This window comes from Streptomyces sp. NPDC002884 (genome assembly GCF_040295245.1).
GTDB lineage: Bacteria > Actinomycetota > Actinomycetes > Streptomycetales > Streptomycetaceae > Streptomyces.
Genome location: NZ_JBEOVB010000007.1, coordinates 93,627 through 115,762, shown reverse-complemented (window position 1 = coordinate 115,762; position 22,136 = coordinate 93,627). Strand labels below are relative to the sequence as shown.

Here is a 22,136-nt window from a genome sequence, read left to right as displayed (position 1 = left end):
CGACGCCCTCGTCCGCCCGCAGGCATCCGAGCCACAGCGGGCACCCGCACGCCCACCCCGCCGAGAAGCCATCCCGAAGCGCCCGCACCCACACCCGCACCCACGCCGGCGCTGCAACGCACCAGCACCGCACCCGCGCGACAACGCACCCGCACCAGCATCCGCACAAACCCGCAACCGCAATTGCAACCGCACCCGCACGTCCGCCCCGACGATGGGACTCGCATGCCGGCCCTGACCACGACCTCCGACGCCTTCCTCCTGCACGGCGAACCGTTCCGCATCCTCTCCGGCGCGCTGCACTACTTCCGCGTCCACCCCGACCAGTGGACCGACCGGCTGCGCAAGGCTCGCCTCATGGGCCTGAACACGGTCGAGACGTACATCCCGTGGAACCTCCACCAGCCCGAACCCGGCACCCTCGTCCTCGACGGACTCCTCGACCTGCCCCGCTTCCTGCGCCTCGCCGCCGCGGAGGGCCTGCACGTCCTCCTCCGTCCCGGCCCCTTCATCTGCGCCGAGTGGGACGGCGGTGGTCTGCCCCACTGGCTCACCACCGACCCCGACATCCGGCTGCGCACCAGCGACCCCCGCTTCACGGACGTCGTGGACCGCTACCTGGACCTCCTCCTCCCGCCGCTCCTGCCGCACATGGCGGCGTCGGGCGGCCCGGTCATCGCCGTCCAGGTGGAGAACGAGTACGGCGCCTACGGCGACGACATCGCCTACCTCAAGCATCTCGAGCACTCGTTCCGCTCGCGCGGCGTCGAGGAACTCCTCTTCACCTGCGACCAGACCGACGGCGATCACCTCAAGAACGGCGTGCTGCCCGGAGTCCTCGCCACCGGCACGTTCGGCAGCCGGGTGGACCAGTCCCTCCAGCGGCTCCGCGCGGCACAGCCCGAAGGCCCCCTGATGTGCGGGGAGTTCTGGATCGGCTGGTTCGACCACTGGGGCGGTCCGCACCACGGAAGGGATGCCGCGGACGCCGCCGCCGACCTCGACCGGCTCCTCTCGGCGGGCGCCTCCGTCAACATCTACATGTTCCACGGCGGCACCAACTTCGGTCACACCAACGGCGCCAACCACCACCACGCCTACGTGCCGACCGTCACCTCCTACGACTACGACGCCCCGCTCACCGAGAGCGGCGACCCGGGCCCGAAGTACCACGCCTTCCGCGAGGTCATCGCCCGCCACGCCCCGGTCCCGGACGAGCCGGTGCCCGCCCCGTCGCCCAAACTCCCGGCGACCGCCGTCCGGTTGACCCACCGCGCCCCCCTGCTGCCGCTCGCGGACCGCCCCGTGCACGCCACGGACCCCCGCTCCGCCGACCAGCTGGGCCAACGCGCCGGATACACCCTGTACCGGACCACCGTCCCCACCCCCGGCGCCGGCCTCCTGCACTTCACCGGCGGAGTGGGGGACCGCGCCCAGGTGTTCCTGGACGGCGCCCCCGCGGGCGTCCTGGAACGCGAGCGCTACGAGGAGACCCTGCCCGTCCACGTCCCCCGCCCCGACGCCGTGCTCGAGGTGCTCGTGGAGAACATGGGCCGGGTCAACTACGGCCCCCGCATCGGCGTCCCCAAGGGTCTGCTGGGCCCGGTGACGCTCGACGGCGTGCCCCTGCACGGCTGGGACTCCCACGCACTGCCCCTGGACGACGTACCGGTCACCGCCGACTTCGCGCCCGCCGAGACCGCCACCTCCGCCGAACCCGCCCTGCACCGCGGCACGTTCGAGGTACGGACCCCCGCCGACACCTTCCTCTCCCTCCCCGGCTGGACCAAGGGCCAGGCCTGGATCAACGGGTTCCACCTCGGCCGCTACTGGAGCCGCGGCCCGCAGGGCACCCTCTACGTCCCGGCCCCCGCCCTGCGCCCGGGCGTCAACGAGCTGGTCGTCCTCGAACTGCACGGCACGACCACCCTCGACGCCCACCTCACCGACACCCCCGACCTCGGCCCGGAGCGATCCTGATGCGGCACCGGGTGAGCGTTCCGCCGCCTCCCGCGCCCCCGCTCCGCGGCCATCTCCCCTTCGCCGACGCGCCCGCTGCGGCCGACCCCGTCGAGGTGACCAGCCGCTGGCTGACCCGGGGCGGCCGCCCCTGGTTCCCGGTCTCGGGCGAGTTCCACTACTCCCGGTACCCGGCCCGGGAGTGGGAGGAGGAGCTGCTGAAGATGAAGGCGGGCGGGGTCACGGTCGTCGCCTCGTACGTCATCTGGATCCACCACGAGGAGACCGAGGGCCGCGTCCGCTTCGACGGCGACCGCGACCTGCGTCGCTTCGCCCTGCTCTGCGCCCGCCACGGCCTGGACTTCGTCCCCCGCATCGGCCCCTGGTCGCACGCGGAGGTCCGCAACGGCGGCCTCCCCGACTGGGTACTCGCCCGCACGACAGCCCCCCGCACCGACGACCCCGCCTACCTGACCGCCGTCCGCCCCTGGCTGGAGGCGATCGCCTCGCAACTCGACGGCCTGGACCGCGCGCACGGCGGCCCGATCGTCGCGATCCAGATCGAGAACGAGCTCTACGACCGCCCCGGCCACCTCCGCACCCTCAAGCGCATGGCCCAGGAGGCCGGCCTCGACGCCCCCCTCTGGACCTCGACGGCCTGGGGCGGCGTCCACCTCCCCGACGACGAGCTGCTCCCCCTCTACGGCGGCTACCCCGAGGCCTTCTGGACTGAGGCCGACGGCGGCTGGCCCGACACCTGCCGCAAGCACTTCTTCTTCACCCACCAGCGCGACGACGAGGGCATCGGCGCCGACCTGCGCCCGACGACCGTGCGCGGCGCGGATCCCGACACCTACGCGGACAGGTTCCCCTGGGCCACCTGCGAGTTGGGCGGCGGCATGGCCGTCGCCTACCACCGCCGCCCGCGCGTCGACGCCGCCGACATCGGCGCCCTCGGCCTCACGAAGATCGGCTGCGGCTCGGTCTGGCAGGGCTACTACATGTTCCACGGCGGCACCAACCCGACGGGGGAGCGGACGACCCTCCAGGAGTCCCACGCCACCGCCTACCCCAACGACCTCCCCGTCCTGACGTACGACTTCCAGGCACCCCTCGGCGAGTACGGCCAGTACCGCCCCTCCTACGACGAACTCCGCCTCCAGCACCTGCTGTTGGCGGACTTCGGCGAGGTGATCGCCCCCATGCGGTCGGTGCTGCCGGACGGCCGTCCGCGCGGCCAGCACGACCGCGACACCCTGCGCTGGGCGGTCCGCGGCGACGGCCGCGCCGCCGGCTTCCTCTTCGTCACCGACCACCAGCCGCACGAGCCGCTCCCCGACCACCCGGACACCGGCTTCACGATCGCCTTCCCCGAAGCCCCGCCCCTCACCCTCCCCAGCACCCCCGTCACCGTCCCCTCGGGCGCCTATTTCTGCTGGCCGCTACGGCTGGACGTGGCGGGCCTGCGCCTGGACTGGGCCACCGCCCAGCCGGTCTGCACGATCGTGGACGACGACGGCCGTACGTTCCTGGTGCTGGCGGCGACGGACGGCATCGAGCCCGAACTGGCCCTGGACGCACGCACGGTGACGACCGTCGCCGCCCCGCCCGGTGCGGACGTCACGCCCCTGACCGACGACGACCGCATCCTGATCACCGGCCTGCGCCCCGGCACGGACGCCCTGGTCGAGGCGGAGACACCGGCCGGCGACCGGGTCGCCCTCCTGGTCCTCGACGCGGCCACCGCCCGCACCGCCTACCGCGGCGAGGCCTGGGGCGCGCAGCGGCTCGTCCTGTGCGCCGAGGGCGTGGTCTTCGACGCGACGAACGACGACGAGGTACGCATCCACCCCCGCACCGCGGGCGACGAGGACGACACGGACCGACCCCGTACCCCCGGCCCGACGGTCTCCCTCTCCGTCCTCCCGGCCCCGCCCCGCCCACCGAAGGCACCCGGCGCCACCGTGAAGGAGAGCCAGGACGGCGCCCTGACCCGCTACACGCTCGTCCCCGACGAGGACGCGCCCGCCGTCCCGGCCGTCACCCTCACCGCGCTGCGCCCGGCGGGCCCGCCACCGGCCCCGGCGACGGGCGTGCAGGGCCGGGCGAGCGCCCCGGCCGACGAGCACTACGACACGAAGGCGGCCGTCTACCGCGTCGACGTACCGGACTCCCGCGCCGGCGCCCCGGCCCCACCCGGCGCCGATCTGCTGCGCCTGCACTGGACCGGCGACGTGGCCCGCGCCTACGTGGGGGACACGCTCGTCGCCGACCAGTTCTTCACGGGCCGCCCGTGGGACATCGCGCTCGACCGACTCCCGCCCGGCGAGCCGCTCACCCTGCGGATCCTGCCGCTCGCCGCCGACGCGGCGGTCCACCTCCCCGTCACCCCGCCGCCCGGCATCGCCGAGATACGGCACGCCGAACGGATCACGACCCGCACCTGGAGGCTAGGCACGACCTGACCCGAACTGACCTGACCTGACCCGGCCCGACCTGACCCCTGCCTCCTCGTCCGCCCGGCCTATCCTGTGGGTCCGCCGGGCGACCCAGTGCGACCGGTCCCGGACCAGTCCCGAGGAAGAAGCCCCCACCATGACCCGAAGCGCCGCCGACGGCCCGGCCGGCCCGGCGAGCAGGGGACGCAGCAGACGCAACTTCGCGGGCTCGCGTCCGGTCATGGACGACGTCGCGAAACTGGCCGGAGTCTCCAAGCAGACGGTCTCCCGGGTGCTCAACGACCATCCGGCCGTCCGCGCCGAGACCCGGGAGGCGGTCCGGGCGGCCATGCGCACGCTCGGCTACCGCCCCAGCAGCAGCGCCCGCTCGCTGGCCAGCGGCCGCACCAGGATGCTCGGCGTGATCTCCTTCGACGCGGCCCGCTACGGCCCCGCCTCGACGCTGACCGCGATCAACACGGCGGCCCAGGAGGCCGGTTACCTGGTGAGTTCGATCGCGCTGGACACCGCGGACCGGGACACGGTCGTACGGGCCGCGGACCGGCTGTCGGCGGAGGGCGCGGACGGCGTGATCGCGATCGCACCCCAGGTCAGGGTGGCCCGGGCCCTGGCCGAGGCCCACCTGGACACCCCCCTGGTCGTCATGGACAACGACCTGGGCGACGGCACCCCCATGGTCACCTCGGACGCCGGCACCGGCGGCCGCAAGGCCACGCGGCACCTTCTCTCCCTCGGCCACCCCACGGTCCACCACCTCGCCGGCCCGACGGGCTGGACCTCGGCGGACCGCCGGGCGGAGAGCTGGCGCGCCACCCTGCAGGCGGCCGGAGCCGAGGTGCACGCCCCCCTCATCGGGGACTGGAGCGCCGACTCCGGCTACGACCTGGGCCGCGAACTCGCGAAGGACCCGTCGGTCACCGCGATCTTCGTGTCGAACGACCAGATGGCCCTCGGCGTCCTGCGCGCCCTGTACGAGGCGGGCCGCCGGGTGCCGGAGGACGTCAGCGTCGTCGGCTACGACGACATCCCCGAGGCCGCCCACTTCCTTCCGCCGCTGACCACGATCCGTACGGACTTCACGGACATCGGCACGATCTCCCTGCGCATCCTGCTGAACCGCATCGACAGCCCGTCGACCCCCGGAAGCCCGCTGACGCTCGTCCCCGTCGACCTGTGCGTCCGCCGCAGCACCACCGTCCCACGCTGAAACAGAAGCCGAAGTTGATGCCGAAGCCGAAGCCGAAACAGAGGCCGAAGTTGATGCTGAGGCCGACCTGACGGACTTCACTCGGCGGCCGGGCCCGACCGGGTCAACCGCGCGGGCCCCGCGTGGCCGCGGCATGGAGATGCTCCAGGGCGTCCAGCACGACGGTGTTCCAGTGCCAGGCCAGCCAGCGGCCGACGTCGCTGCCCGTCTGCCGGAGCGCGGCCAGCTCGGCATGGGTGAAGCCGGTCAGCGGTCGCTCGTGATGGGAGGACACCATGCCCAGCGGCACGCCGAGCCGGTTCACCAGCGGAACACTGTGCGCGGCCCGACTGCCCGTCTGGAGGATGGCGTGGCGGGAGGCTTCGTCGAACACCGGCGCCGACTCCACGTCCCGCACGGTGACCTGCCGACGCTGACCGGCCGCCTGCGCGCAGGAGGTGGTGGGGGCGTCGACGAAGGCGAAGAAGTCGCAGAAGTACCTGTTCAGACCCGTGTGCCGGACCAGGCGGAGCCGGCCCTTCTCGCTCAGCTGCACGTTGCCCATGGGCGTCTGGGTGATCGACAGCACCCGTTGCAGGGCCGCCGCGACGACAGCGCCCTGGCTGGTGCCCCGGCCGCGCTCCACCGGAAGGCCGGGAAGCGCGGGCGGCCCGCGCCGGACCCGCCCCGGGAACCACAGGTCGGCGTCGGGATCGGGCGCGGGTGTGCGTGCGACCGCGTCGGCGAGCGTGGAGAGCTTGATGTTGAACTGCTGGGATGCGTCCTTCAACAGCGCGAACGCCTCATCGGTGGAGCCGAGGACGTAGCGCTGGAGCAACACCCCTTCGGCGCGGGTGACCCCGGCATGGCCGTACAGGCGATTGCGCAGATCGAGATCGTCCTGCCGCCACCGCACCGCGCTTCCCTGCCCGGACCCGAAGTCGGACGCACAGGCCGCCGAGCCTCCTTCGGCCGGGCGCCGGGGCAACTGGCTCATACGAAGGGCTCCGATCCGCGGTGAGTCCGATTCACCTCCTTGCCAAGCACTGCCAACGACTAACCGGAAACCCGCGGAGCAAACCCACCGCCTTCCGTCACAGCGGACGAGGGGCGGGATCCCGGGCCGGGGATTCCGGTCCAGGAGGCGCCGTGAGCGCATAGGCCGTGACCAGCCCGGCCGCACCGAGCACACAGTCCAGAAAGATCGACGTGGATTCCGAGATCCCGTTGCCCGCGATGATCAGGATGATTCCGATCACGAGAATGGCCAGGAACGCCATGTAGTGATCGTGAAGCACTGTCCTGAAGCTTGTGCACACGCTTCCTCACCTCTTCCTGCCCTGCCTGGCCCTGCCCGAAGTGAGGTTCATTCGACCAGTTCCCCTGTCGGCCGTCCATGAATTCCGGGATGCCCCGACCGACACGGAACCCGACCGCATTCTGCACGCAAGACGCCGAACGCATAAGCGCCCGCCACTCATGACCCCGATACTCTTCACCGAAGTGCACTGAAGTACACCGAAGTAAATCGAATGCAACCGAATGCAACCGAATGCAACCGAAGGCAGACGAACTTCGATGGACTTCGTCGGAATTCGGTGGACTTCGGAGAAACCCTGCGCCTTCGTACGGACTGGTGGGACCATTCCGGTCGCATAGTGAGGAACGCATTCGAGGGGGCACCATGGGCGCCGACCAGCATGCCGAGACAGCGCCCGTCCGACGCTTCGCCGCGGAGTTACGACGGCTGCGCATCACCGCCGGAGAGCCCCAGGTCAAGACGATCGCCTCCCGGGCCCAGTGCAGTGCGGCGACCGTCTCCGAGGTGCTCAACGGACACCGCCTCGCGAGCGAGACGGTCACCCGCCGTCTGGTGGCCGCGCTCGGGGGCGACTGGGCACACTGGGGCCGGTTGTGGCGTACGGCCAAGACGGAACTCGACGATCTGAAGCGGGACGCCCCGGGCGCGCACCTCGGCCCAAGGAATTCCGCTACGGCGCCGGACCTTTCCGAGGCATTCCAGGGCGCCTCCCAGATGGAGATGGTGTGCTACCCGAACCCGCCCGTCTTCTACAAGGCCGCAGCCGATCATATTCGCGCAGCCCGGTCCGAAATCCGCCTCACCTACGTGCGGCTCCACCCTCCCACCCACTGGGGATCCACGGAACCCGCCTCCTACTACGAAGCGGTATTGCAGTGGGCCAGGGACAACTCGGCCGAGTGCGCGAGCGTACGGCGCATCATCGGCGTCCCCGAAGCCAAAGGCGTACCGAAAGCGACCTACTTCGAGTGGCTGAGGCAGCATCAGGACGAGGTCACGGATCTCTACACCTACGAGGCACGCGTCATGCCGTGGAGCGCTTCCTGCGCCTGGTACAACATGGGCCTCATCGACGACACGGTCACCTTTCTCTCCTTCTCCGGCGCGGGCCGCCGACAGCTCACGGGATTCAGCGTCGACAATCCCCGGTTCCTGGCGTACTTCGCGGACAGCTTCGACCAGGCCTGGGGCGCACTGGAACCCTTGGACACCTACGTGACCAGGCACTCCACAAGACGCCTCACCGGAGGTGCCGAGGGAGTCGATGACGTCCGCGGAGCCGCGGAGCGATAGCGCGAGGCGAATCGGCCACGCCCTCGAACCCGCCACCCCGAAAAGGGCTTTGCACACCGCCCCGGACGTTTCAGATCCGGTAGGCCCCGGCCGGTACACCGTGGGCGAGGCCGTACGGAGTCAGGGCGATGACGCCGGTTCCCCGCGACGGTGTGTCGGGGCCGATGTGCAGCGGGCTGACGCCGTAGGAGCGGGCGAGATCGGCGGCCATGTCGTGGGCGGCCCACCGCCACTCGTCCTCGGCGTCCTGCTCCTCCTGCGCGGCATCCCACTCGGGCGCCAGGCCCAACTCCACACGGCGCGCCCGCTCGAACGGCAGCGGCTCGCCGAGAGTGAGCAACTCGTCCTCGCCCTCGCCCGTCTCGCAGTACCGGCGGACGACGCCCCCATGCTCGGCGACGACCCAGGCGGAGCCGTCGCCCTGACCGCCGTAGTAGTACGCGTGTGCCCGACCGTAGCGGGCGCTGAGCTCGGTGCACAGCCGCAGCACCTCGCTGCCGCGCTCCCCACCACACGGATCGCACCAGGCACCGAGAACGAGAGTCCAGCCGTCCAGTTCGGGTGTCACGAAGACCCGTTCGTAGCCGTTGTACGGGTCTTCCGGCCCGAAGCCGTGGCTGTCGGTGTCGACGATGTGGTTGCCGAGAGCGAAGGTCACGGGCCTGGGGTCGACCAGGCCGAGGGTGTCCATGATCCCGGCCTGGTCACCGCCGGGAACGGCCATCCAGTGATTCCAGCACGCCCACATTCCTTCCGGCCGGTCGTCCGGGAGCTTGACGCGGATGAGCCGCTCGACCGCGGCCACGTCGGAGCTGGACAGGGCCGCCTCACCTCCCAGCTCGGCGAGCACGGTCAGGGCCCGCGCCCGCTGCCGGCCCGGCCCTCGTTCCCGGACACGCCGTAACAGCGGAACGACGTGCTCGCCTTGCAGTACCAGGGCTTCCTGCGCCTCCTGGGCGACTTCCCGGTCGGGGTCCCCGAGCAGCGGCAGCAGGACAGAGACCGCGGACCGGGCATCGTCGCCGCAGCGCCGGAACCCGCGGACCGCCATCCGGCGCACATGCGGCACGGGATGCGAAAGGGCGGCGGTGTAACGCTCAAGGGCAGCCGCACCAAAGCCGGAGAACGCGAAGCCGAGGCGCTCACGCGAGCTCTCGCCGGAGGCGCAGGCGAGACCGTGGAGAAGGCCGTCGAAGGCGTCGGCTTCCCCGATCCTTCCCATCACGGCGGCAATCGGCCGCCAGTCCACGGACGATTCCCCGTCCGCCAACTCCCGCACCAGCCACTCCACCGCGTCGCCCCCGAGAGCAACCAACGCCTCCGCCGCCGCTGCACGCCGCCCCGGCACCCTCAGCCCCCGCACCAAGTCGCCGCCCACTGCTCCCCCTCCAGCGCTTCCAGCGCTTCGCGAGTCTCCGACAGTTGGCAGGACGTCGCACACCACGTACGTGACCTCGAAAGCTGGGTCGGATCTGAAGTATGCCGCTCGGATGCGCCATCATGTCCGCTCGCAGTGCCTGGCGGGCCGGTCGACCCAAGGCCCTAAATGATCTGGCCAGGGCAGCACATCAGATTCGGCGCAGAATCCAACTGCCGCTCTGGACAATGTCGCCCTGGCTGCAGCTCACCCATCTTCCGCGCATCTCGCTCCCCGTTCTGGTCAGGAGAACTGGACCACCGCGCATGAGGGGCCTTGAGAGGACCGCCCCTCACACAGGTCGTTCCCGTCGGCATTCGCGGCGATGATCTGGATTCCCCAGGCATTCTTGAGATCCGGGAGCGCCATGCTGATCTCGTGGTCGATCTCGCCCTTGTCGTCGGGTCTGAGGCTGACGGAGTAGAGGTCCTTCAGACCAGGTAGATCATTCTGGTCTTTGTCTACGGCGGTCACGTGCACGTTGACACTCGCCCACCGCTCAACCCCGTCCGCGTGGAGGCTGAAGCTCAGCTTCTGACGGGATCCTTGCCCCTGTAGCGTGACGGCGGTGAGCGTCGGACGCCCGCTCCCACTCGCCGCCTGGGCAGCGCCGACGACCGCCACGCTCAAGGCCACCATGTAGAAGACGACACCCAGACCCAGGACAACGGTCTCCCACACGTTGCCCCGTCGCGTCGGGTGGATGAGCAGGGCGACGATGCTGCAAACGATGGCGAGGATGGCGCTGAGCGCGGCCACGTAGATGGGCCACGACTCGTTGTTGAGCGCGACGAACACGACATCGCTCGTCAACCCCAGCGTGGTCATGACGCCGGCCACCGTGACCAGAGCGCCGGCGAGGATCTTGGCGACGTCGTCGAGCCGCTTTCCGATTTGGGCTTGGACGTCATCGAGCGGGAGAGGTTCCTGGTCACCACGAGGCGAACTCATGTGGTCATGGTGGTGAAAGCAGAGCGCTTTTCGGCGCAGCGGCGGACGCGGTTGGTTCTAACAGGGGAACCTTCCTGCTGTTTCAAGGCGGCTGCCCCGGCGCGGCAGACGTGCCCACACGCACGAGGACGCCAACGGAGTCGTCAACCCACCCTGGGCAGTCAGGGCGGGCCGCCCCGCTGCAGTCCAGGGGGATATCCAGAATCAACCAGAATCAACCAGAATCAAGCGGTACGGCGTTGACGCTTCACCAGCCCAGTGAGGTTCAAGAAATGCGTGTCATCCCCGTAGGCGTCTCGGCCGCGACGCTTCTCGTCACCAAGCTGCCCGAGGTCAAGGTGAAGGACCGCCAGACCGGTGAGATCGCCGTCGACCCGGTGACCAGCGACCGTCTCATGGTGCCGGAGTCGGTGTTCATCGCGGCGGGCGGTTCGGACATGTTCAAGGTCACCGCTCCCGAGAAGGGCATCGGTGAGGGCCTGGTGATGGGAGCTCCGGTCATCCTGCCCGGCCCCGTTGCCCGGCCCCCTCGTGCGCGCTGGCCTGGAGAAGGACTTCCCCTACCTGCTACCTACGCGCGTACTTGAATGCCTTCGGGTACGGCCTCGTCGAGCTGGGCCGGGTATCGCCCGAAACGGCCGACCGCCTGGCGGAACTCCTGCGCCTGGCCCTGGCGAGCGGATTCAGTCGAGACCGCGAGGGCGTCGAGCACGCACCGACCACCCCCGAAGAACACAAGGGAAGGATCTGACACCATGACCGACCGGCGAGGAGTGGTGGCCAAACGGGCGGAGGACTTGGCGCCCGGCGTGCACTACGTCCGCGGCTGGGACCGCGCACGGCGAAGTCCGGCACCCTGGCCGATCCGCGCGGGTGGTTCAGCCGCCCCGTCTTGCAGCTCCGCTCGAAGTCCCACCGTGATCAGCTCAGCCAGCAGTTCGGCCGCTTCAGGGCGAACGCTGACGAGCTGCACCAGTCCGTCACCGGCGACATCCACGTCCGCCACCGGGCCGGGGAGATCGGAGTCCAGCCCGAGTAGGACGAGTTCTCGGCTGTCCTGGTGTTGTGTACTCCGCTGCGCCACCGGATGCGGCCTGGAGATGACACCGTGTCCCCGTGGTCTCCATAGATGTCGGTGGGGTAGCCGATGAGCGCATGTTGCATCTCCTACTGAAGCGAGAGCTGGGCTTTCCAGACTTCTACGGCATGAATTGGGACGCCTTCTGGGACTCGATCGCCGGCCTGGTCCAGATCCCGGACCACCTTCGATTCCTGGGCTGGGACCATCTCGTCGTCGCCGTTCCCCGAGGAGCCACCAAGCTCCGAGAGGCACTCGACCGCTACCGGGATACATACCGTCCCCAGTTTGTCGCCACGTACGGGCAGGAATGAGCAATCCGTCGGGCACGGCTGGTAGACGGACCTCTTCGTCCCGAAGCAACTGGGGTGGGGGCGCTGCCTTGGGCGGCGGCGCCTCTCGCCTGCGACGGTGGTCCGCTGGCGTTCGTCGACGTTGTCACGCAGTTAGACACTCACCCGGTGCGGCTCCCGATGCGCGGAATCAGCGCACGTCAGCTCAGTTCTCCGGGTGCAGGCATAACACGTCCAGTGCGGCAGATCATCTGCAAGGCCCCAGGCCAGGGCGGGGTGGGGGTGGTCACCCGTGGGTGCCGACTGTCAGCGTCGGTCGCCTTCGGACGGCCCAGGGACGGCCCAGCAGCCGTGCCGCTAGGGATGGGACGATCTCCCCGGAGGGGTGCGAGTGGACATGCTTGAACTGATGGAGTGGCTGGCCGAGCGCGGAGTCACGACTGTCTTCAAGGTCGACGGTGACCGCATGGTCGAGCGACGGGCGGCATGGATGGTCATCGTCAGCGGTGTGCCTCTCGGTGAGGACTCATTCTTCCGCGCCGACCTGGCCACACCAGCCGCATGCCTTGACTCGTTGCTCGCTTACCTGGAGGGCAAGGGCCTGTCACCGTTCGCGTGATCAACATGTGCTGAGTCCACACGGTCATGGACGGGACTGGTTGCTGCGCCTCGCTGTTGCGTGTCCTCGTTGACGGATGCCTGGGTCCTCAACTACCTGTAGCAGGTAGCATTTTGATGACCGTTGACGGACGCTCTGAGGGCTCCATGATCGAGATATTCACCGCCTTGATCGGCGGAGCGTTCCTACTCGGCGGCGCTGTGATCACCGCTCGGTGGACACGCTCACGTCCCACCGCCAACCCCACCCCGACTCCTACGCTTCCTGCCAGCAACACACAGCCGGACGGCGGCACCGCCAACACTCCCCCTCCTCATAACGCACGGTCGGGTCGCGTCACTGTCAACGGGCAGTTCATTGAGACGAACAATGGCAGCGTGTCGCAGACCAATTATCGCGACGGCAAGCGGTGAAGCTTCCCGCATTCAGTAACGCGGGGTGGCTTGGAATCGCTTACTATGCATTCGGTGCCGTCTTAGCCATTTTGGCAGCCTTGTTCGGTTTCGAACTTATCAATAGGTACTTCCCTTATGTATTGCCAACTCTCGAATGGTTCATAGCGCACTTGGTGCAACTGTCTTCCGACGAGCATGTCGGGGCATTCGTGCGGGATCGAGTCTTCGTCTTCGCCCTCATTGGCGTGGTATTCGTCCTGTGGGTCACGCACAAGTACCCCACCTTGGTCAAGACGATCGGCCAGGCACTCAATCCGTTTGCTCGGGTAGGCGTGGCCACCGTGTCGGCTGTCGCCGCCGTCTTGATCGCACTCATTCTGGCTGACCCGCTGGGGCAGTCCAAGAGTGGAGGCGAGTGCGCATCATCGTTTCGCCTGAGCCCGGACCGTGCGCCCTCGCTGGTGAGCAACACGACATGCGGCGGAGGGGATCATGACCGGGACGGCGATTGATCAGTACATCCAGACCAATAACGGCAGCGTATTCCAAACAATTATCAGAAATGAAGGAATTGATGAGGAGACCAAGCAAAACGTAAGGCGTCTGGCAGTTTCCTCGCCCGAGATGCTGGCTAAAGTGGACGCGATGCTAAAGGAATCAGGTGATGTGAAGGCGGCCGCAGCGCTAATCCGGGATGCGAGTGCTATCCTGACCGACAAAGCAGCCTCCTCGATCCAGTTCACCGACGAAGGCGACGACCCCATGTTTCCCGGCAAAGGTGAACGGGAGCTTCGTAAGGCAATAGTCGGCCCCTTCCTTGTGCTTTTCGTGATCGTCTCGCTGATTCTCTGGCTGTGACTGTCGTCTGCAACCCTCCAGCGTCGATGGCCACTTGCCCCGGATCGTGATGCTGGCCGCACTGTCGACCGCCGCCCTCGCCTTCGTCGCTCCGGCTTACGCCGACAACGACAGCAGCTTCGGCCCTGGTGTGAACGCCGCGAACAACTGGAACTCAGCGCCGCCGCGGTCTGCTTCCAGGGACTGGCCGTGGTCCCGGCGGGCGGGGCGTAGACCGGGAACACCTTCGACAACTGCACGAACGGAAACGTGCTCAACCGCGCCGACTGATCGAGGGCCGAGTCAGCTCGTCCCAGCCGACACGGCCATCCGGAGCAGCAGCTGCACCACGGGGCACCTCAGGCCCAAGTCGCTGGTTCGGGGTAGTTCTCTGGAACGAGAAGGCGGGCATCAGGCTCTCCGCTTTGCGTACGGTTTCTCCCCACGGCTTCGAGACGCCCCGGCAAGCAGACCCAAGGTCAGCGCTTCTTGGTCTTCTTCCGCTGCGGCGGAGTCCACTCGCCTCGGTGCAACTGGCAGCGGGAGTATCCGATCATCGCCGGCTTCTGGCAGCGTTTGCCGGTCTTGGTCTGGGTCGACCCGCACTTGACCTGCTTGCCCATTCGTCCTCCCCGGTCCGGTCGGTGCGTTCCGTAGCGGACTCATCGTCACCGGGCTGAGGGACTCAACGCCTTGTTCCCGACCCTATTCGGCCGATTCAATCTGCTTCATGCCTCAATCATGATGATTCGGTGTTCAAGTTGATCTCCCCCGCGGTCAAAGATCGTTGAGACGCAGGCTCGCCACTGTTCAGACGCCGGCTGCGCGGAACGGGACCGTACTCCCTCGGCGAATTCCCGGGCGATCCGGCTCGGAACTCGGGACCGAGTCAGGCGGGTGTCGACAGGTCTCAGGGTCAGGGTGGGCTGACGGGCTACCCGCCAGGGGAGTCCTCGCGTAGCGAACGAGCGCCCTCGGAGACGGATCGGGCCTGGCCAGCAGTCAACCGTCGCGCCTTCCACAGCAGCGCCGCAGCATCCGCGGTCTCCGGAGACGGAAAGGCGGCACCTCGCGGAGGGAAATGCCTGTGAGTAGAGCTAGTCCCCCTGGACGCGGCCTGGCTCTGGGAGGACGACGAGAGCATCGGCCCCGAGGACCCGCGGATCAACACCACATTCAACGAGGGGTCCGTTGTTCTCGGATCCGAGGACGGGCAGTCGTTCTGGCTCCTGCTGACCACCGGCCCCCGCCGCGGCGAGGTGTGGATGATCGCCGACGTCGGCGCCATCCCGGCTCCCGGCGACGGGGCGTGGGGCTTCGAGGAGTGGGTGCGGCGTTGGCACACCGGCGACGGCTGGTGGGACTGACCGCTCCGACGTGCACGGCTGTAGGCCGCCGACCGTTCGAATCCCTGGTGTCTCCCAGAGCGGTGACCATCGGCTGCCCGTTCGCAGTTTCTGGAGAGCGCTTCTCGGCGCATATGGACTGCTGGCCTCCTGAGCGGCGCCTGGTCGGAGATGCGCCGTTGCATGAGCAGACGGATCGGCTGATGCCCAGCGGCGGGCGAGCAGTCTGCGCTCCGAGTGGGAAGCGGGTTGCCGTCCTGGTGCGGAGGACACGGAGGACGGCTGACCGCGCTCGGTGGACAAACGGGCGGTCACCCCACCGCATCACCGCTGCGTAGCTGAGGTCGAGACCGTCCGATCGCGGAGCGGGTCTAGCGGTCGTCGGGGTGGCTCGGGGGTGCTGTGAGCTGAGCTCCTGCCGTGGTCCTTCCGGAGCAGCGTGGATCCCCCCTGAGTGGCAGCCCGGCGGAGGAGACCGGCAAGTGCGTCGACCACCGAGTGCCGGGTGCCACACGCGGTCAGGGCCTGATCGCGTACACCATGCCTATGTCGCCGGCCTGCTGGACCGGGTTCTGCTCGGTGCTGACTGTGAAGCCGTGTGTGAGGAGGGTCGTGCAGACCGCGTCGCGGTTCTGCCGCCAGCGCTCCACCTCCACCACGGCTTGGCGGACCAGCGGCCAGTGCCGTTCCTCGATGCCCCTGAGTACCTCGAGTTCGGCGCCTTCCACATCGATCTTGAGCAGGTCGATGCGGTCGATGCTCTGCTCGTCGAGCGCCGATGACAGGGTCCGGACCTTCACTTGGTGCGTCTCAAGGCGCCGCATCACCCGCAGCTTGCGGCCGACGAGAACAGTGAGAATGGGGAGGGGTACGCGGCGCAGGACCGGTCCCAGGCCGCCTTGTCTGATCATTTCGACAATGCTGGCGGTGACCCGGCGCCGCTCAGCCTCGATGTTGCCCTGATCTCGCGAGGAAGAAGAGAAGATCGTGGCGGCCGGAACGTAGCTGAAATCGAGCTCGTCCTCGCGAGCCGCCAAGCCGTAAGGGAGCGGGGTCAGGCGCCCGTTGAAGAAGTCGCGAGCGTTGCGCTCGAGTGTCGCGTGGAGTGGGGGCAACGGCTCGAAGGCATAAATCCGCACGTCCCCGTCCAGCCGTTCGTACACGGTCGCCGAGAACACGCCGATGTTGGCGCCCACGTCGAGTACCGTCGCGCCCGGCGTGCACACGATGCCGTGGGTGAAGTAGCCGTCCACCTCCTCGCGCAGGAAGGACACCTCCCAAGGATTGATGCTGTGCAGTTCCATCGCATTCATGGTCATGACAAAGTCACTATCAGTACTGGGACGGCAATCCAACCCGTGCGGTTCACTCCGGCCGATTCCCTCGCCTGGCAGTGCGGCCGTGCCGGCCGCGGGCGCCGGCTACCGAACACCCGCCACGAGGTTTGTCCGGTGTCCCCTCGGCGGAGCGGCTGCGGCCCGGCCGGGGCGTCACAACAAACCCCCGGGCCGTCATCAGCCCGGGGGTTCATGGTGGAGCGGGTGACGAGAATCGAACTCGCGCTCTCAGCTTGGGAAGCTGTGGGCATGTGGGGCAAATTTTGCCGCTGACCAGGGTGAATGGCCACGGTGTGACCTCGTCGGACTCGGCCCGATTCACCGTGGTTCCCCGCTGTTCCCCGCCCGATCTGGTGCGGCTGTGGTGCGGGTCCCGGTTACGTCCGTCATGCCTCGGTCTTGGTAGCTCGGGCCGTCACCAAGTAGCCCGCGAAGCTGATGTCTGGTCGGCTCTCCGCCCAACCGTTCGCTTCGCTGACGGGAACCAGTTCGGTGGTGCCCAGGACCGGGCCTTGGACGTTGGTCGTGCTGGCTGGGGGAACCGCGTAACGGTCGGTGATCGTCAACGCCTCCAGCAAGGTCGTCGTCTGCTCGCCCTCTTGGCCGTGGTGCTCCTCTCGGAGTCGATCCCAGTTGCACGTTCCTTGCCGACGACGCCGGCGTAGTCCTCCGGGTCCACCTCCAGCAGATTCCACGAGACCACGTCCCCCAGTGCGAAGGCTTCCCTATGCGGATATGCAGCGCCTGGTGCTCGACTTCTGTCCGCCGGGTGCGATCTTTTTGCGAGCACGCTTGTCCCGTTGTCAGTCGCGGTGCAACTAGTCGCGCTTGATTGACTGGACGACCACGAAGAAGCCGCTGTCCTGGTCTGCATTTTTCATTTGCAGGCCGTCCGAGCCATACCTTTTCCACTTCCTCTTGCGCGAAATTTCTCTACGTTCCAACCAGCGGACTCGACGCGCTCGGAAGCCCGAGGCCGGATGAAGTTTCCACATCCTCCCGGCATTGTCGACTACGGTCAAGACGAGCGGGACCACTTCCAGCTCCCAGCTCTCTTCCTTGTCCAATCCCTTGGGGTGAAGGTAGGAGATCTCGTAGCCGTAAGGAGGGACCCAGGACTCTTCTGGAGGGATACGGTGAGAGCCGAACCTTACCTTCGTCCCTTTTGAGTGGTACTTGTCATTGATATTTAACATTGGAGGCGATTCATCAAAACTTGCCGCAGATTCTGAATTGCTGCTCTTTCGGATGGATCGACCGATGATGCCGCAGCTTAGGTCGAGTACGTCAACGGGAAGTTTGCTATTGTTCTTAATTGTGAGGCTGATGATCGCCGACCACATTTCTGAGTCTTCGTTGACCCTTTCTGTCGATTCGATCGTGGCCCACACCCCCACCGCGTCCACCTGCTCGCGCTCTGAGTTCCATCGATCTTTAAGGAAAATTCGAAACGCAAGCAGGAGCGACCCGGCGCTCATCCAGGCGGGAACCGTCCCCCAGTCTGCTTCTGAGATCCAGTGCAACATTTCGTCACCCTCTTTCGGTCGGCGACACTTGAGCGCTTGTTTAGGTGCAATCGATGTGAGGCGACCTGAGGGACACAGTCTGACGAGACGTAAGCGGGAGCGTGGTCAAGTTGAGGAAAAACTGAGGACAGCACGTAACCATGCTTCGCCCTACTTGTTGGCGCTGGCCAGGTGAGCGACAGGCCGCGTTGCGAGAGGACTTACACCCCGTTAGACGTCCACTCTCCTAAACCACCACTCTCCGCAGCTCTACACGCACGCCACTACGGACCCGCGGTTGCGAACGGCGCCCGCAGCGGAGCCGGGAGCGCGCCCGGCAGAGCGGAGCGCAGCCGGGGCTTGATGGCATCCGCCAAACCGTCCCTCACCTGGTACGACTTCGCGCGGGCGTACATCGCCATGAACTGGCCGCATGCCGCGCCGAACTCCCCAGACAGCCAACGAGACGATGACACTGGTCACGGCACAGCTGCTCGACGACCGACCAAGTCGGCCGACTGATGACGTGCTCCGACGCGCACTGCTTGGCTGGGCCTTCGTCGTCCAGGCCGCGAACGAGGAACCGCCGCCCGTCGACATCGCGAATGTCCTGCGTTGGGTGGCCAAGGCGTCGCTGCCGCTGGCGACGCTCAAGAACCCGGCGAACATTCGGCGCGTCCTCGACTCGCTCAAGCTCACGCTGTCCGGGGCCACGGCTGCCGCCGAGACGGTGCGGCGCAAGCGGGCTGTCCTCTTCAACGCCCTCGCCTATGCGGTGGAGCTGGGGGAGCTCCCCGAGAACCCGGTCACGCTGGTGAAGTGGAAGCCGCCCAGGGTGACCAAGGAAGTGGACCGCCGTATCGTCGTGAACCCCCGGCAGGCTGGGGAACTCCTGGCCTCGGTCTCGTACGTGGGCGGGTACCGCCGGGCTCGCGGACGTCGTCTCGTCGCGCTGTTCGCTTGCATGTACTTCGGTGGTCTGCGTCCGGCCGAAGCGGTGGCGTTTGCGCCGACAGGACTGCACACTGCCGGACAGCGGATGGGGCTCGCTGATCCTGGAGAAGAGCCGCCCGACCGTCGGTAGGCGCTGGATCGGCACCGGCGCCGTTCACGACGACCGCGGCTTGAAGAACCGACCGGCGAACGAGACGCGCATCGTCCCAGTCCCACCCCGCCTGGTGCGGATGCTCCACGCGCACATTGCAGAGTTCGGCACCGTCAAGGACGGCCGGCTGTTCGCCAATGAACGTGGGGGAGTGGTCGCCTCTGCTACGTACTGGCGTGTCTGGGATGAGGCGCGGCACCTGACCCTCACGCCAGAGCAGGCGGCCTCGCCGCTGGCCGCTCGGCCGTACGGCCTGCGGCCCGCGGCGCTGTCGTCCTGGCTCAACGCTGGCGTTCACCCCACCGAGGTTGCGGAGCGCGCGGGCAACAGCGTCGAGGTGTTGCTGAGCCGGTACGTGAAATGCCTCGATGGTCGGCAGGACGTCGCCAACCGTCGGATCGCCGAACTCCTCGGCGAGGACGGCCACCAGGGGGACGAGCCACGCGGCGGGCCCTGATTCCGACACACCTCCGACACACGCACCTGCGGCATGATGGCCCCGGGACTTCGGTCCGGGGGCCTCGTCGTTTCCCGGGGTCCACCTGCGGTTTTCCGCCCTGCGGCCTGGCCGCGAATAGGCCGCGGCCTCCGACATATGGCCGCTCCCAGTGACACTTGCCTGCACATACGCGAAGACCCCGCACCCAGCGTTTCCGCTGGTGACGGGGTCTTTAGGCACCTCATAAGGGGTGCCCCCGGCAGGATTCGAACCTGCGCACACGGCTCCGGAGGCCGTTGCTCTATCCCCTGAGCTACGGGGGCGTGTCGGTCGTGAGGTGTTGCTCGCGGCGACGGGTAGAACACTACCAGCTCGCTCGGGGTGTTCATGAACGGGTTTCTGCGGGTCCGGGGAGGGGTGTGGGTCGCTCGCACGGGGTGGAAGTGGGGAAAACCCGGACGCGGTGGCCGGTCCCGACCTACTCTCGAGTTGTGCCAGGCGCGTCGGGCCGGGTGCTTGTTGTGGACGACAACAAGGTCATCCGGCAGCTGATCAGGGTCAATCTCGAGCTGGAGGGCATCGAGGTCGTGACCGCGGGCGATGGCGTCGAGTGTCTGGATGTCGTTCATCAGGTGCAGCCCGATCTCGTGACGCTCGACGTCGTCATGCCCCGGTTGGACGGGTTGCGTACCGCCGCTCGGCTGCGTGCCGATCCGCGGACGCGTGATCTCCCCCTGGTCGTCATCAGCGCCTGTACGCAGTACGAGGTCGAGGCCGGTCTCGAGGTCGGCGTCGACGCTTTCCTCGCCAAGCCCTTCGATCCAGCCGAACTCGTCTCCGTCGTACGGGAGTTGATGGAGCGTAGGGACGGTCTGGGGTTGGAGAGGGGACTCGGTGGTGTGTTGGGGGCAGGGGAAGGCGTAGGGGCGGGGAAAGGTGTAGGGCCGAGCGGTGCGGGCTCAGGGGCCGAGTGACACCCTTCTGCAGGCCTGACGCGAGGCTGCGCAGCGGTAGGGCGTAGGTCCCTTCCTTCCGTTTCCCCTCCCGATCCATCCCGTTCTGTCTCTGCGTGTGAGGGTCTCTTGATTCCGCTGCTGGTCGAACCCTTCGCCCGGCACCACTGCCCCTAGCGGTCTGCACGGCCCCATTCACGGCCCCAAGCACGGCGCTCCGCCCCTCCGCCGTCGCCGGCACTCCACCCCCCTCCGCTGTTCCGTGCTCGGCGCCCCGTGGCCCGCGTCCCGCGCCCTCCGGACCGCCCTCACCATCGGCCCCGGCCCCCGCAGCCCGCGCCCCGCCCTCTCCGCAGCTGCTTCCCCCCGCCCGCAGCCCGCGCGCCCCGCCCTCTCCATGCCCGCTGCTCCTCCGCCCCCGCCCCGCGGCGCCGCCACTCCCCACCCTCCCCCCCCCCGCCGCGTCCACATCCCGGACCTCTGGGAAACCGGGTCGCCTACCCACCCCCCTCCTCCCCTACGCTTGTGCCGTGACTCCCGTCGAGCTCTCCCGTACCGTGCTGCGCGCGGTGCGTCGTGCTGTCGATGACGGGGAGCTGCGTGTGGTCGTGCCGGGGCGGGCCGTTGTCACCGCTCCCGGGCCCGGTGGCTGTGGGGACTACGCGACCAACATCGCCCTTCAGCTCGCGCGGCCGGCCGGGCAGCCGCCGCAGCGGGTCGCCGAGGTTCTCCTTCCGTATCTCCTGGGTGCCGACGGTGTCAGTGACGTGGTCGTCACCGGGCCGGGGTTCCTCAATATCAGCCTGCACCGGGCGGAGACGTCGGGCGCGCTCGTGCGGGAGATCCTGCGGAGCGGGAGCGGGAGCGGGAGCGGGAGCCGGAGCGGGAGTGGGAGTCGGAGTGGGGTGAGGCATGGGTATGGGTGTGCCGAGCGTCCTACCGGGCAGCTTGTGCAGCTGCATGCTCCTCATGAGGTCCGTGCCGTCGTCGTCATGGGTGTCGTCGCCCGGCTGCTGCGTTCGCAGGGCGCCCTTGTCCGTACCAGCTGTGTGGCGCGTCCCGAGCGGGAGTGGATCGAGGTGCTCGGTGCCGAGGTCGACGCGTACGGCACGCCCGAGGCGCCGGCTCCGCTCGAGGTCGACGTGCGGCCCGTTCCCGCCGCTCCGGGCGATCCCGTTCCTCTCGGTCGCGACGCCGGCCGTTGGGCGCTTCTCCATCCCGCGGCTCATGACCGGCCCCGGATCACCGCCGAGCACCTGTCCCAGCGGGAGGGCAATCCGCTCTTCCGGGTCCGTTACGCCCACGCCCGCATCCGGGCGCTCAGCCGTAACGCCGCCGACCTCGGCTTCGACGCCCACCCCGGAGACGTCCAGGACGCACGCGAACTCGAGATCGCCCTCGCCGACCATCCCCGGATCCTGGCCGTGGCGGCGGAGCGGCACGCTCCCGACCGGCTCGCCCGGCATCTTCTTGCCGTGGCCGACGCCGTGACCCCTTTCCTCCCCTCCGTCCTGCCCCGTGGTGAGGAGAAACCCTCGGCCGCCCACCGTGCCCGGCTCGCGCTTGCCGAAGCCGCCGGGACGGTGCTGGCCGGCGGCCTGTCCCTGCTCGGCATCGACGCACCCGACCATCTCTGAAAGAGC

Annotated in this window: 23 protein-coding genes and 1 tRNA gene; 15 read left to right on the top strand and 9 right to left on the bottom strand. The window is 68.3% G+C overall.

All coding sequences use genetic code 11. The features are described from left to right. The first annotated feature begins 225 nt into the window (after positions 1-225). From ABT070_RS17070 to ABT070_RS17060, 3 genes are all read left to right on the top strand, one after another. The gene (locus ABT070_RS17070; RefSeq protein ID WP_351760852.1) at positions 226-1,980 is read left to right on the top strand and encodes a glycoside hydrolase family 35 protein; all 1,755 of its coding nucleotides are present in this window, start codon (positions 226-228) and stop codon (positions 1,978-1,980) included. Further along, positions 1,980-4,424, top strand: a complete 2,445-nt coding sequence (locus ABT070_RS17065) for a beta-galactosidase (RefSeq protein WP_351760849.1) — start codon at positions 1,980-1,982, stop codon at positions 4,422-4,424. The genes ABT070_RS17070 and ABT070_RS17065 overlap by 1 nt, the downstream gene beginning before the upstream one ends. Positions 4,425-4,554: 130 nt before the next feature. Beyond that, positions 4,555-5,625 carry a LacI family DNA-binding transcriptional regulator gene (locus tag ABT070_RS17060; protein ID WP_351760846.1) on the top strand — a complete coding sequence of 357 codons (1,071 nt, stop codon included), beginning with the start codon at positions 4,555-4,557 and terminating at the stop codon, positions 5,623-5,625. 103 nt (positions 5,626-5,728) lie between these two features. Here the strand turns inward: ABT070_RS17060 and ABT070_RS17055 are convergent, their stop codons facing one another. Both ABT070_RS17055 and ABT070_RS17050 read right to left on the bottom strand, forming a co-directional pair. Continuing rightward, a complete protein-coding gene (locus ABT070_RS17055) occupies positions 5,729-6,601 on the bottom strand; it encodes an ANTAR domain-containing protein (RefSeq protein ID WP_351760843.1) in 873 nt (290 codons plus the stop codon). Positions 6,602-6,698: 97 nt separating this feature from the next. Further along, positions 6,699-6,884: a hypothetical protein gene (locus tag ABT070_RS17050; protein WP_351760840.1), complete on the bottom strand. Its 186-nt coding sequence runs from the start codon at positions 6,882-6,884 to the stop codon at positions 6,699-6,701. Positions 6,885-7,288: 404 nt separating this feature from the next. On the opposite strand from ABT070_RS17050, the gene ABT070_RS17045 reads away from it, so the two are divergent. Beyond that, the gene (locus ABT070_RS17045) at positions 7,289-8,218 is read left to right on the top strand and encodes a helix-turn-helix domain-containing protein (RefSeq protein ID WP_351760837.1); all 930 of its coding nucleotides are present in this window, start codon (positions 7,289-7,291) and stop codon (positions 8,216-8,218) included. Positions 8,219-8,288: 70 nt separating this feature from the next. Here ABT070_RS17045 and ABT070_RS17040 read toward each other — a convergent pair whose 3' ends face one another. Continuing rightward, a complete protein-coding gene (locus ABT070_RS17040; RefSeq protein WP_351760834.1) occupies positions 8,289-9,596 on the bottom strand; it encodes a HEAT repeat domain-containing protein in 1,308 nt (435 codons plus the stop codon). 282 nt (positions 9,597-9,878) lie between these two features. After that, positions 9,879-10,586, bottom strand: a complete 708-nt coding sequence (locus ABT070_RS17035; protein ID WP_351760831.1) for a hypothetical protein — start codon at positions 10,584-10,586, stop codon at positions 9,879-9,881. A 272-nt stretch (positions 10,587-10,858) separates the two neighbouring features. On the opposite strand from ABT070_RS17035, the gene ABT070_RS17030 reads away from it, so the two are divergent. The 7 genes from ABT070_RS17030 (at position 10,859) to ABT070_RS17000 (ending at position 13,829) form a co-directional block, all read left to right on the top strand. Further along, positions 10,859-11,173 (top strand): hypothetical protein, encoded by a 315-nt coding sequence (locus ABT070_RS17030; RefSeq protein WP_351760828.1) that lies wholly within the window; start codon positions 10,859-10,861, stop codon positions 11,171-11,173. Between the two features lie 305 nt (positions 11,174-11,478). Then, a complete protein-coding gene (locus ABT070_RS17025; RefSeq protein WP_351760825.1) occupies positions 11,479-11,625 on the top strand; it encodes a hypothetical protein in 147 nt (48 codons plus the stop codon). Between the two features lie 77 nt (positions 11,626-11,702). After that, positions 11,703-11,978: a barstar family protein gene (locus ABT070_RS17020; protein ID WP_351760822.1), complete on the top strand. Its 276-nt coding sequence runs from the start codon at positions 11,703-11,705 to the stop codon at positions 11,976-11,978. A 376-nt stretch (positions 11,979-12,354) separates the two neighbouring features. Beyond that, positions 12,355-12,576 carry a hypothetical protein gene (locus tag ABT070_RS17015; protein ID WP_351760819.1) on the top strand — a complete coding sequence of 74 codons (222 nt, stop codon included), beginning with the start codon at positions 12,355-12,357 and terminating at the stop codon, positions 12,574-12,576. Between the two features lie 146 nt (positions 12,577-12,722). After that, positions 12,723-12,989: a hypothetical protein gene (locus ABT070_RS17010; RefSeq protein WP_351760816.1), complete on the top strand. Its 267-nt coding sequence runs from the start codon at positions 12,723-12,725 to the stop codon at positions 12,987-12,989. Then, a complete protein-coding gene (locus ABT070_RS17005; RefSeq protein WP_351760813.1) occupies positions 12,986-13,483 on the top strand; it encodes a hypothetical protein in 498 nt (165 codons plus the stop codon). The genes ABT070_RS17010 and ABT070_RS17005 overlap by 4 nt, the downstream gene beginning before the upstream one ends. After that, on the top strand, positions 13,464-13,829 hold the full coding sequence (locus ABT070_RS17000; RefSeq protein ID WP_351760810.1) for a hypothetical protein: 366 nt from the start codon (positions 13,464-13,466) through the stop codon (positions 13,827-13,829). Before ABT070_RS17005 ends, ABT070_RS17000 begins: the two co-directional genes overlap by 20 nt. A gap of 458 nt (positions 13,830-14,287) precedes the next feature. On the opposite strand, the gene ABT070_RS16995 is transcribed toward ABT070_RS17000, so the two are convergent. The 4 genes from ABT070_RS16995 to ABT070_RS16980 form a co-directional block, all read right to left on the bottom strand. Further along, positions 14,288-14,431: a hypothetical protein gene (locus tag ABT070_RS16995; protein ID WP_350776760.1), complete on the bottom strand. Its 144-nt coding sequence runs from the start codon at positions 14,429-14,431 to the stop codon at positions 14,288-14,290. A gap of 1,241 nt (positions 14,432-15,672) precedes the next feature. Beyond that, on the bottom strand, positions 15,673-16,473 hold the full coding sequence (locus ABT070_RS16990; RefSeq protein WP_351760807.1) for an FkbM family methyltransferase: 801 nt from the start codon (positions 16,471-16,473) through the stop codon (positions 15,673-15,675). Positions 16,474-16,877: 404 nt separating this feature from the next. Further along, entirely contained in the window at positions 16,878-17,186 is a 309-nt protein-coding gene (locus ABT070_RS16985; protein WP_351760804.1) for a DUF6578 domain-containing protein, read from the bottom strand. Positions 17,187-17,309: 123 nt separating this feature from the next. Further along, the gene (locus ABT070_RS16980; RefSeq protein WP_351760801.1) at positions 17,310-18,017 is read right to left on the bottom strand and encodes a hypothetical protein; all 708 of its coding nucleotides are present in this window, start codon (positions 18,015-18,017) and stop codon (positions 17,310-17,312) included. 448 nt (positions 18,018-18,465) lie between these two features. Between ABT070_RS16980 and ABT070_RS16975 the strand changes: the two genes are divergently transcribed. Together ABT070_RS16975 and ABT070_RS16970 are read left to right on the top strand one after the other, a co-directional pair. Then, complete coding sequence (locus ABT070_RS16975; RefSeq protein ID WP_351760798.1) at positions 18,466-19,080, top strand: hypothetical protein; 615 nt, start codon at positions 18,466-18,468, stop codon at positions 19,078-19,080. Positions 19,081-19,120: 40 nt separating this feature from the next. After that, positions 19,121-19,558, top strand: a complete 438-nt coding sequence (locus ABT070_RS16970; protein WP_351760795.1) for a site-specific integrase — start codon at positions 19,121-19,123, stop codon at positions 19,556-19,558. A 233-nt stretch (positions 19,559-19,791) separates the two neighbouring features. Here the strand turns inward: ABT070_RS16970 and ABT070_RS16965 are convergent. Next, a tRNA-Arg gene (locus ABT070_RS16965) sits at positions 19,792-19,863 on the bottom strand. A gap of 120 nt (positions 19,864-19,983) precedes the next feature. Here ABT070_RS16965 and ABT070_RS16960 point away from each other — a divergent pair. Both ABT070_RS16960 and nrtL read left to right on the top strand, forming a co-directional pair. Then, the gene (locus tag ABT070_RS16960; RefSeq protein ID WP_351761438.1) at positions 19,984-20,514 is read left to right on the top strand and encodes a response regulator; all 531 of its coding nucleotides are present in this window, start codon (positions 19,984-19,986) and stop codon (positions 20,512-20,514) included. 509 nt (positions 20,515-21,023) lie between these two features. Further along, positions 21,024-22,130, top strand: coding sequence for an ArgS-related anticodon-binding protein NrtL (nrtL, locus tag ABT070_RS16955; RefSeq protein ID WP_351760792.1), 1,107 nt, complete (start codon positions 21,024-21,026; stop codon positions 22,128-22,130). Positions 22,131-22,136: the final 6 nt, after the last annotated feature.

Coding starts and splice junctions, on each gene's coding strand:
- ABT070_RS17000 (WP_351760810.1), top strand. CDS start 13,464: ATGACCGGGACGGCGATTGATCAGTACATCCAGACCAATAACGGCAGC.
- ABT070_RS17015 (WP_351760819.1), top strand. CDS start 12,355: ATGCTTGAACTGATGGAGTGGCTGGCCGAGCGCGGAGTCACGACTGTC.
- ABT070_RS17030 (WP_351760828.1), top strand. CDS start 10,859: ATGCGTGTCATCCCCGTAGGCGTCTCGGCCGCGACGCTTCTCGTCACC.
- ABT070_RS17050 (WP_351760840.1), bottom strand. CDS start 6,884: ATGGCGTTCCTGGCCATTCTCGTGATCGGAATCATCCTGATCATCGCG.
- ABT070_RS17035 (WP_351760831.1), bottom strand. CDS start 10,586: ATGAGTTCGCCTCGTGGTGACCAGGAACCTCTCCCGCTCGATGACGTC.
- ABT070_RS17070 (WP_351760852.1), top strand. CDS start 226: ATGCCGGCCCTGACCACGACCTCCGACGCCTTCCTCCTGCACGGCGAA.
- ABT070_RS17060 (WP_351760846.1), top strand. CDS start 4,555: ATGACCCGAAGCGCCGCCGACGGCCCGGCCGGCCCGGCGAGCAGGGGA.
- ABT070_RS17045 (WP_351760837.1), top strand. CDS start 7,289: ATGGGCGCCGACCAGCATGCCGAGACAGCGCCCGTCCGACGCTTCGCC.
- ABT070_RS16995 (WP_350776760.1), bottom strand. CDS start 14,431: ATGGGCAAGCAGGTCAAGTGCGGGTCGACCCAGACCAAGACCGGCAAA.
- ABT070_RS16990 (WP_351760807.1), bottom strand. CDS start 16,473: ATGACCATGAATGCGATGGAACTGCACAGCATCAATCCTTGGGAGGTG.
- ABT070_RS17055 (WP_351760843.1), bottom strand. CDS start 6,601: ATGAGCCAGTTGCCCCGGCGCCCGGCCGAAGGAGGCTCGGCGGCCTGT.
- ABT070_RS16975 (WP_351760798.1), top strand. CDS start 18,466: ATGACACTGGTCACGGCACAGCTGCTCGACGACCGACCAAGTCGGCCG.
- ABT070_RS16980 (WP_351760801.1), bottom strand. CDS start 18,017: ATGTTGCACTGGATCTCAGAAGCAGACTGGGGGACGGTTCCCGCCTGG.
- ABT070_RS17065 (WP_351760849.1), top strand. CDS start 1,980: ATGCGGCACCGGGTGAGCGTTCCGCCGCCTCCCGCGCCCCCGCTCCGC.
- ABT070_RS17010 (WP_351760816.1), top strand. CDS start 12,723: ATGATCGAGATATTCACCGCCTTGATCGGCGGAGCGTTCCTACTCGGC.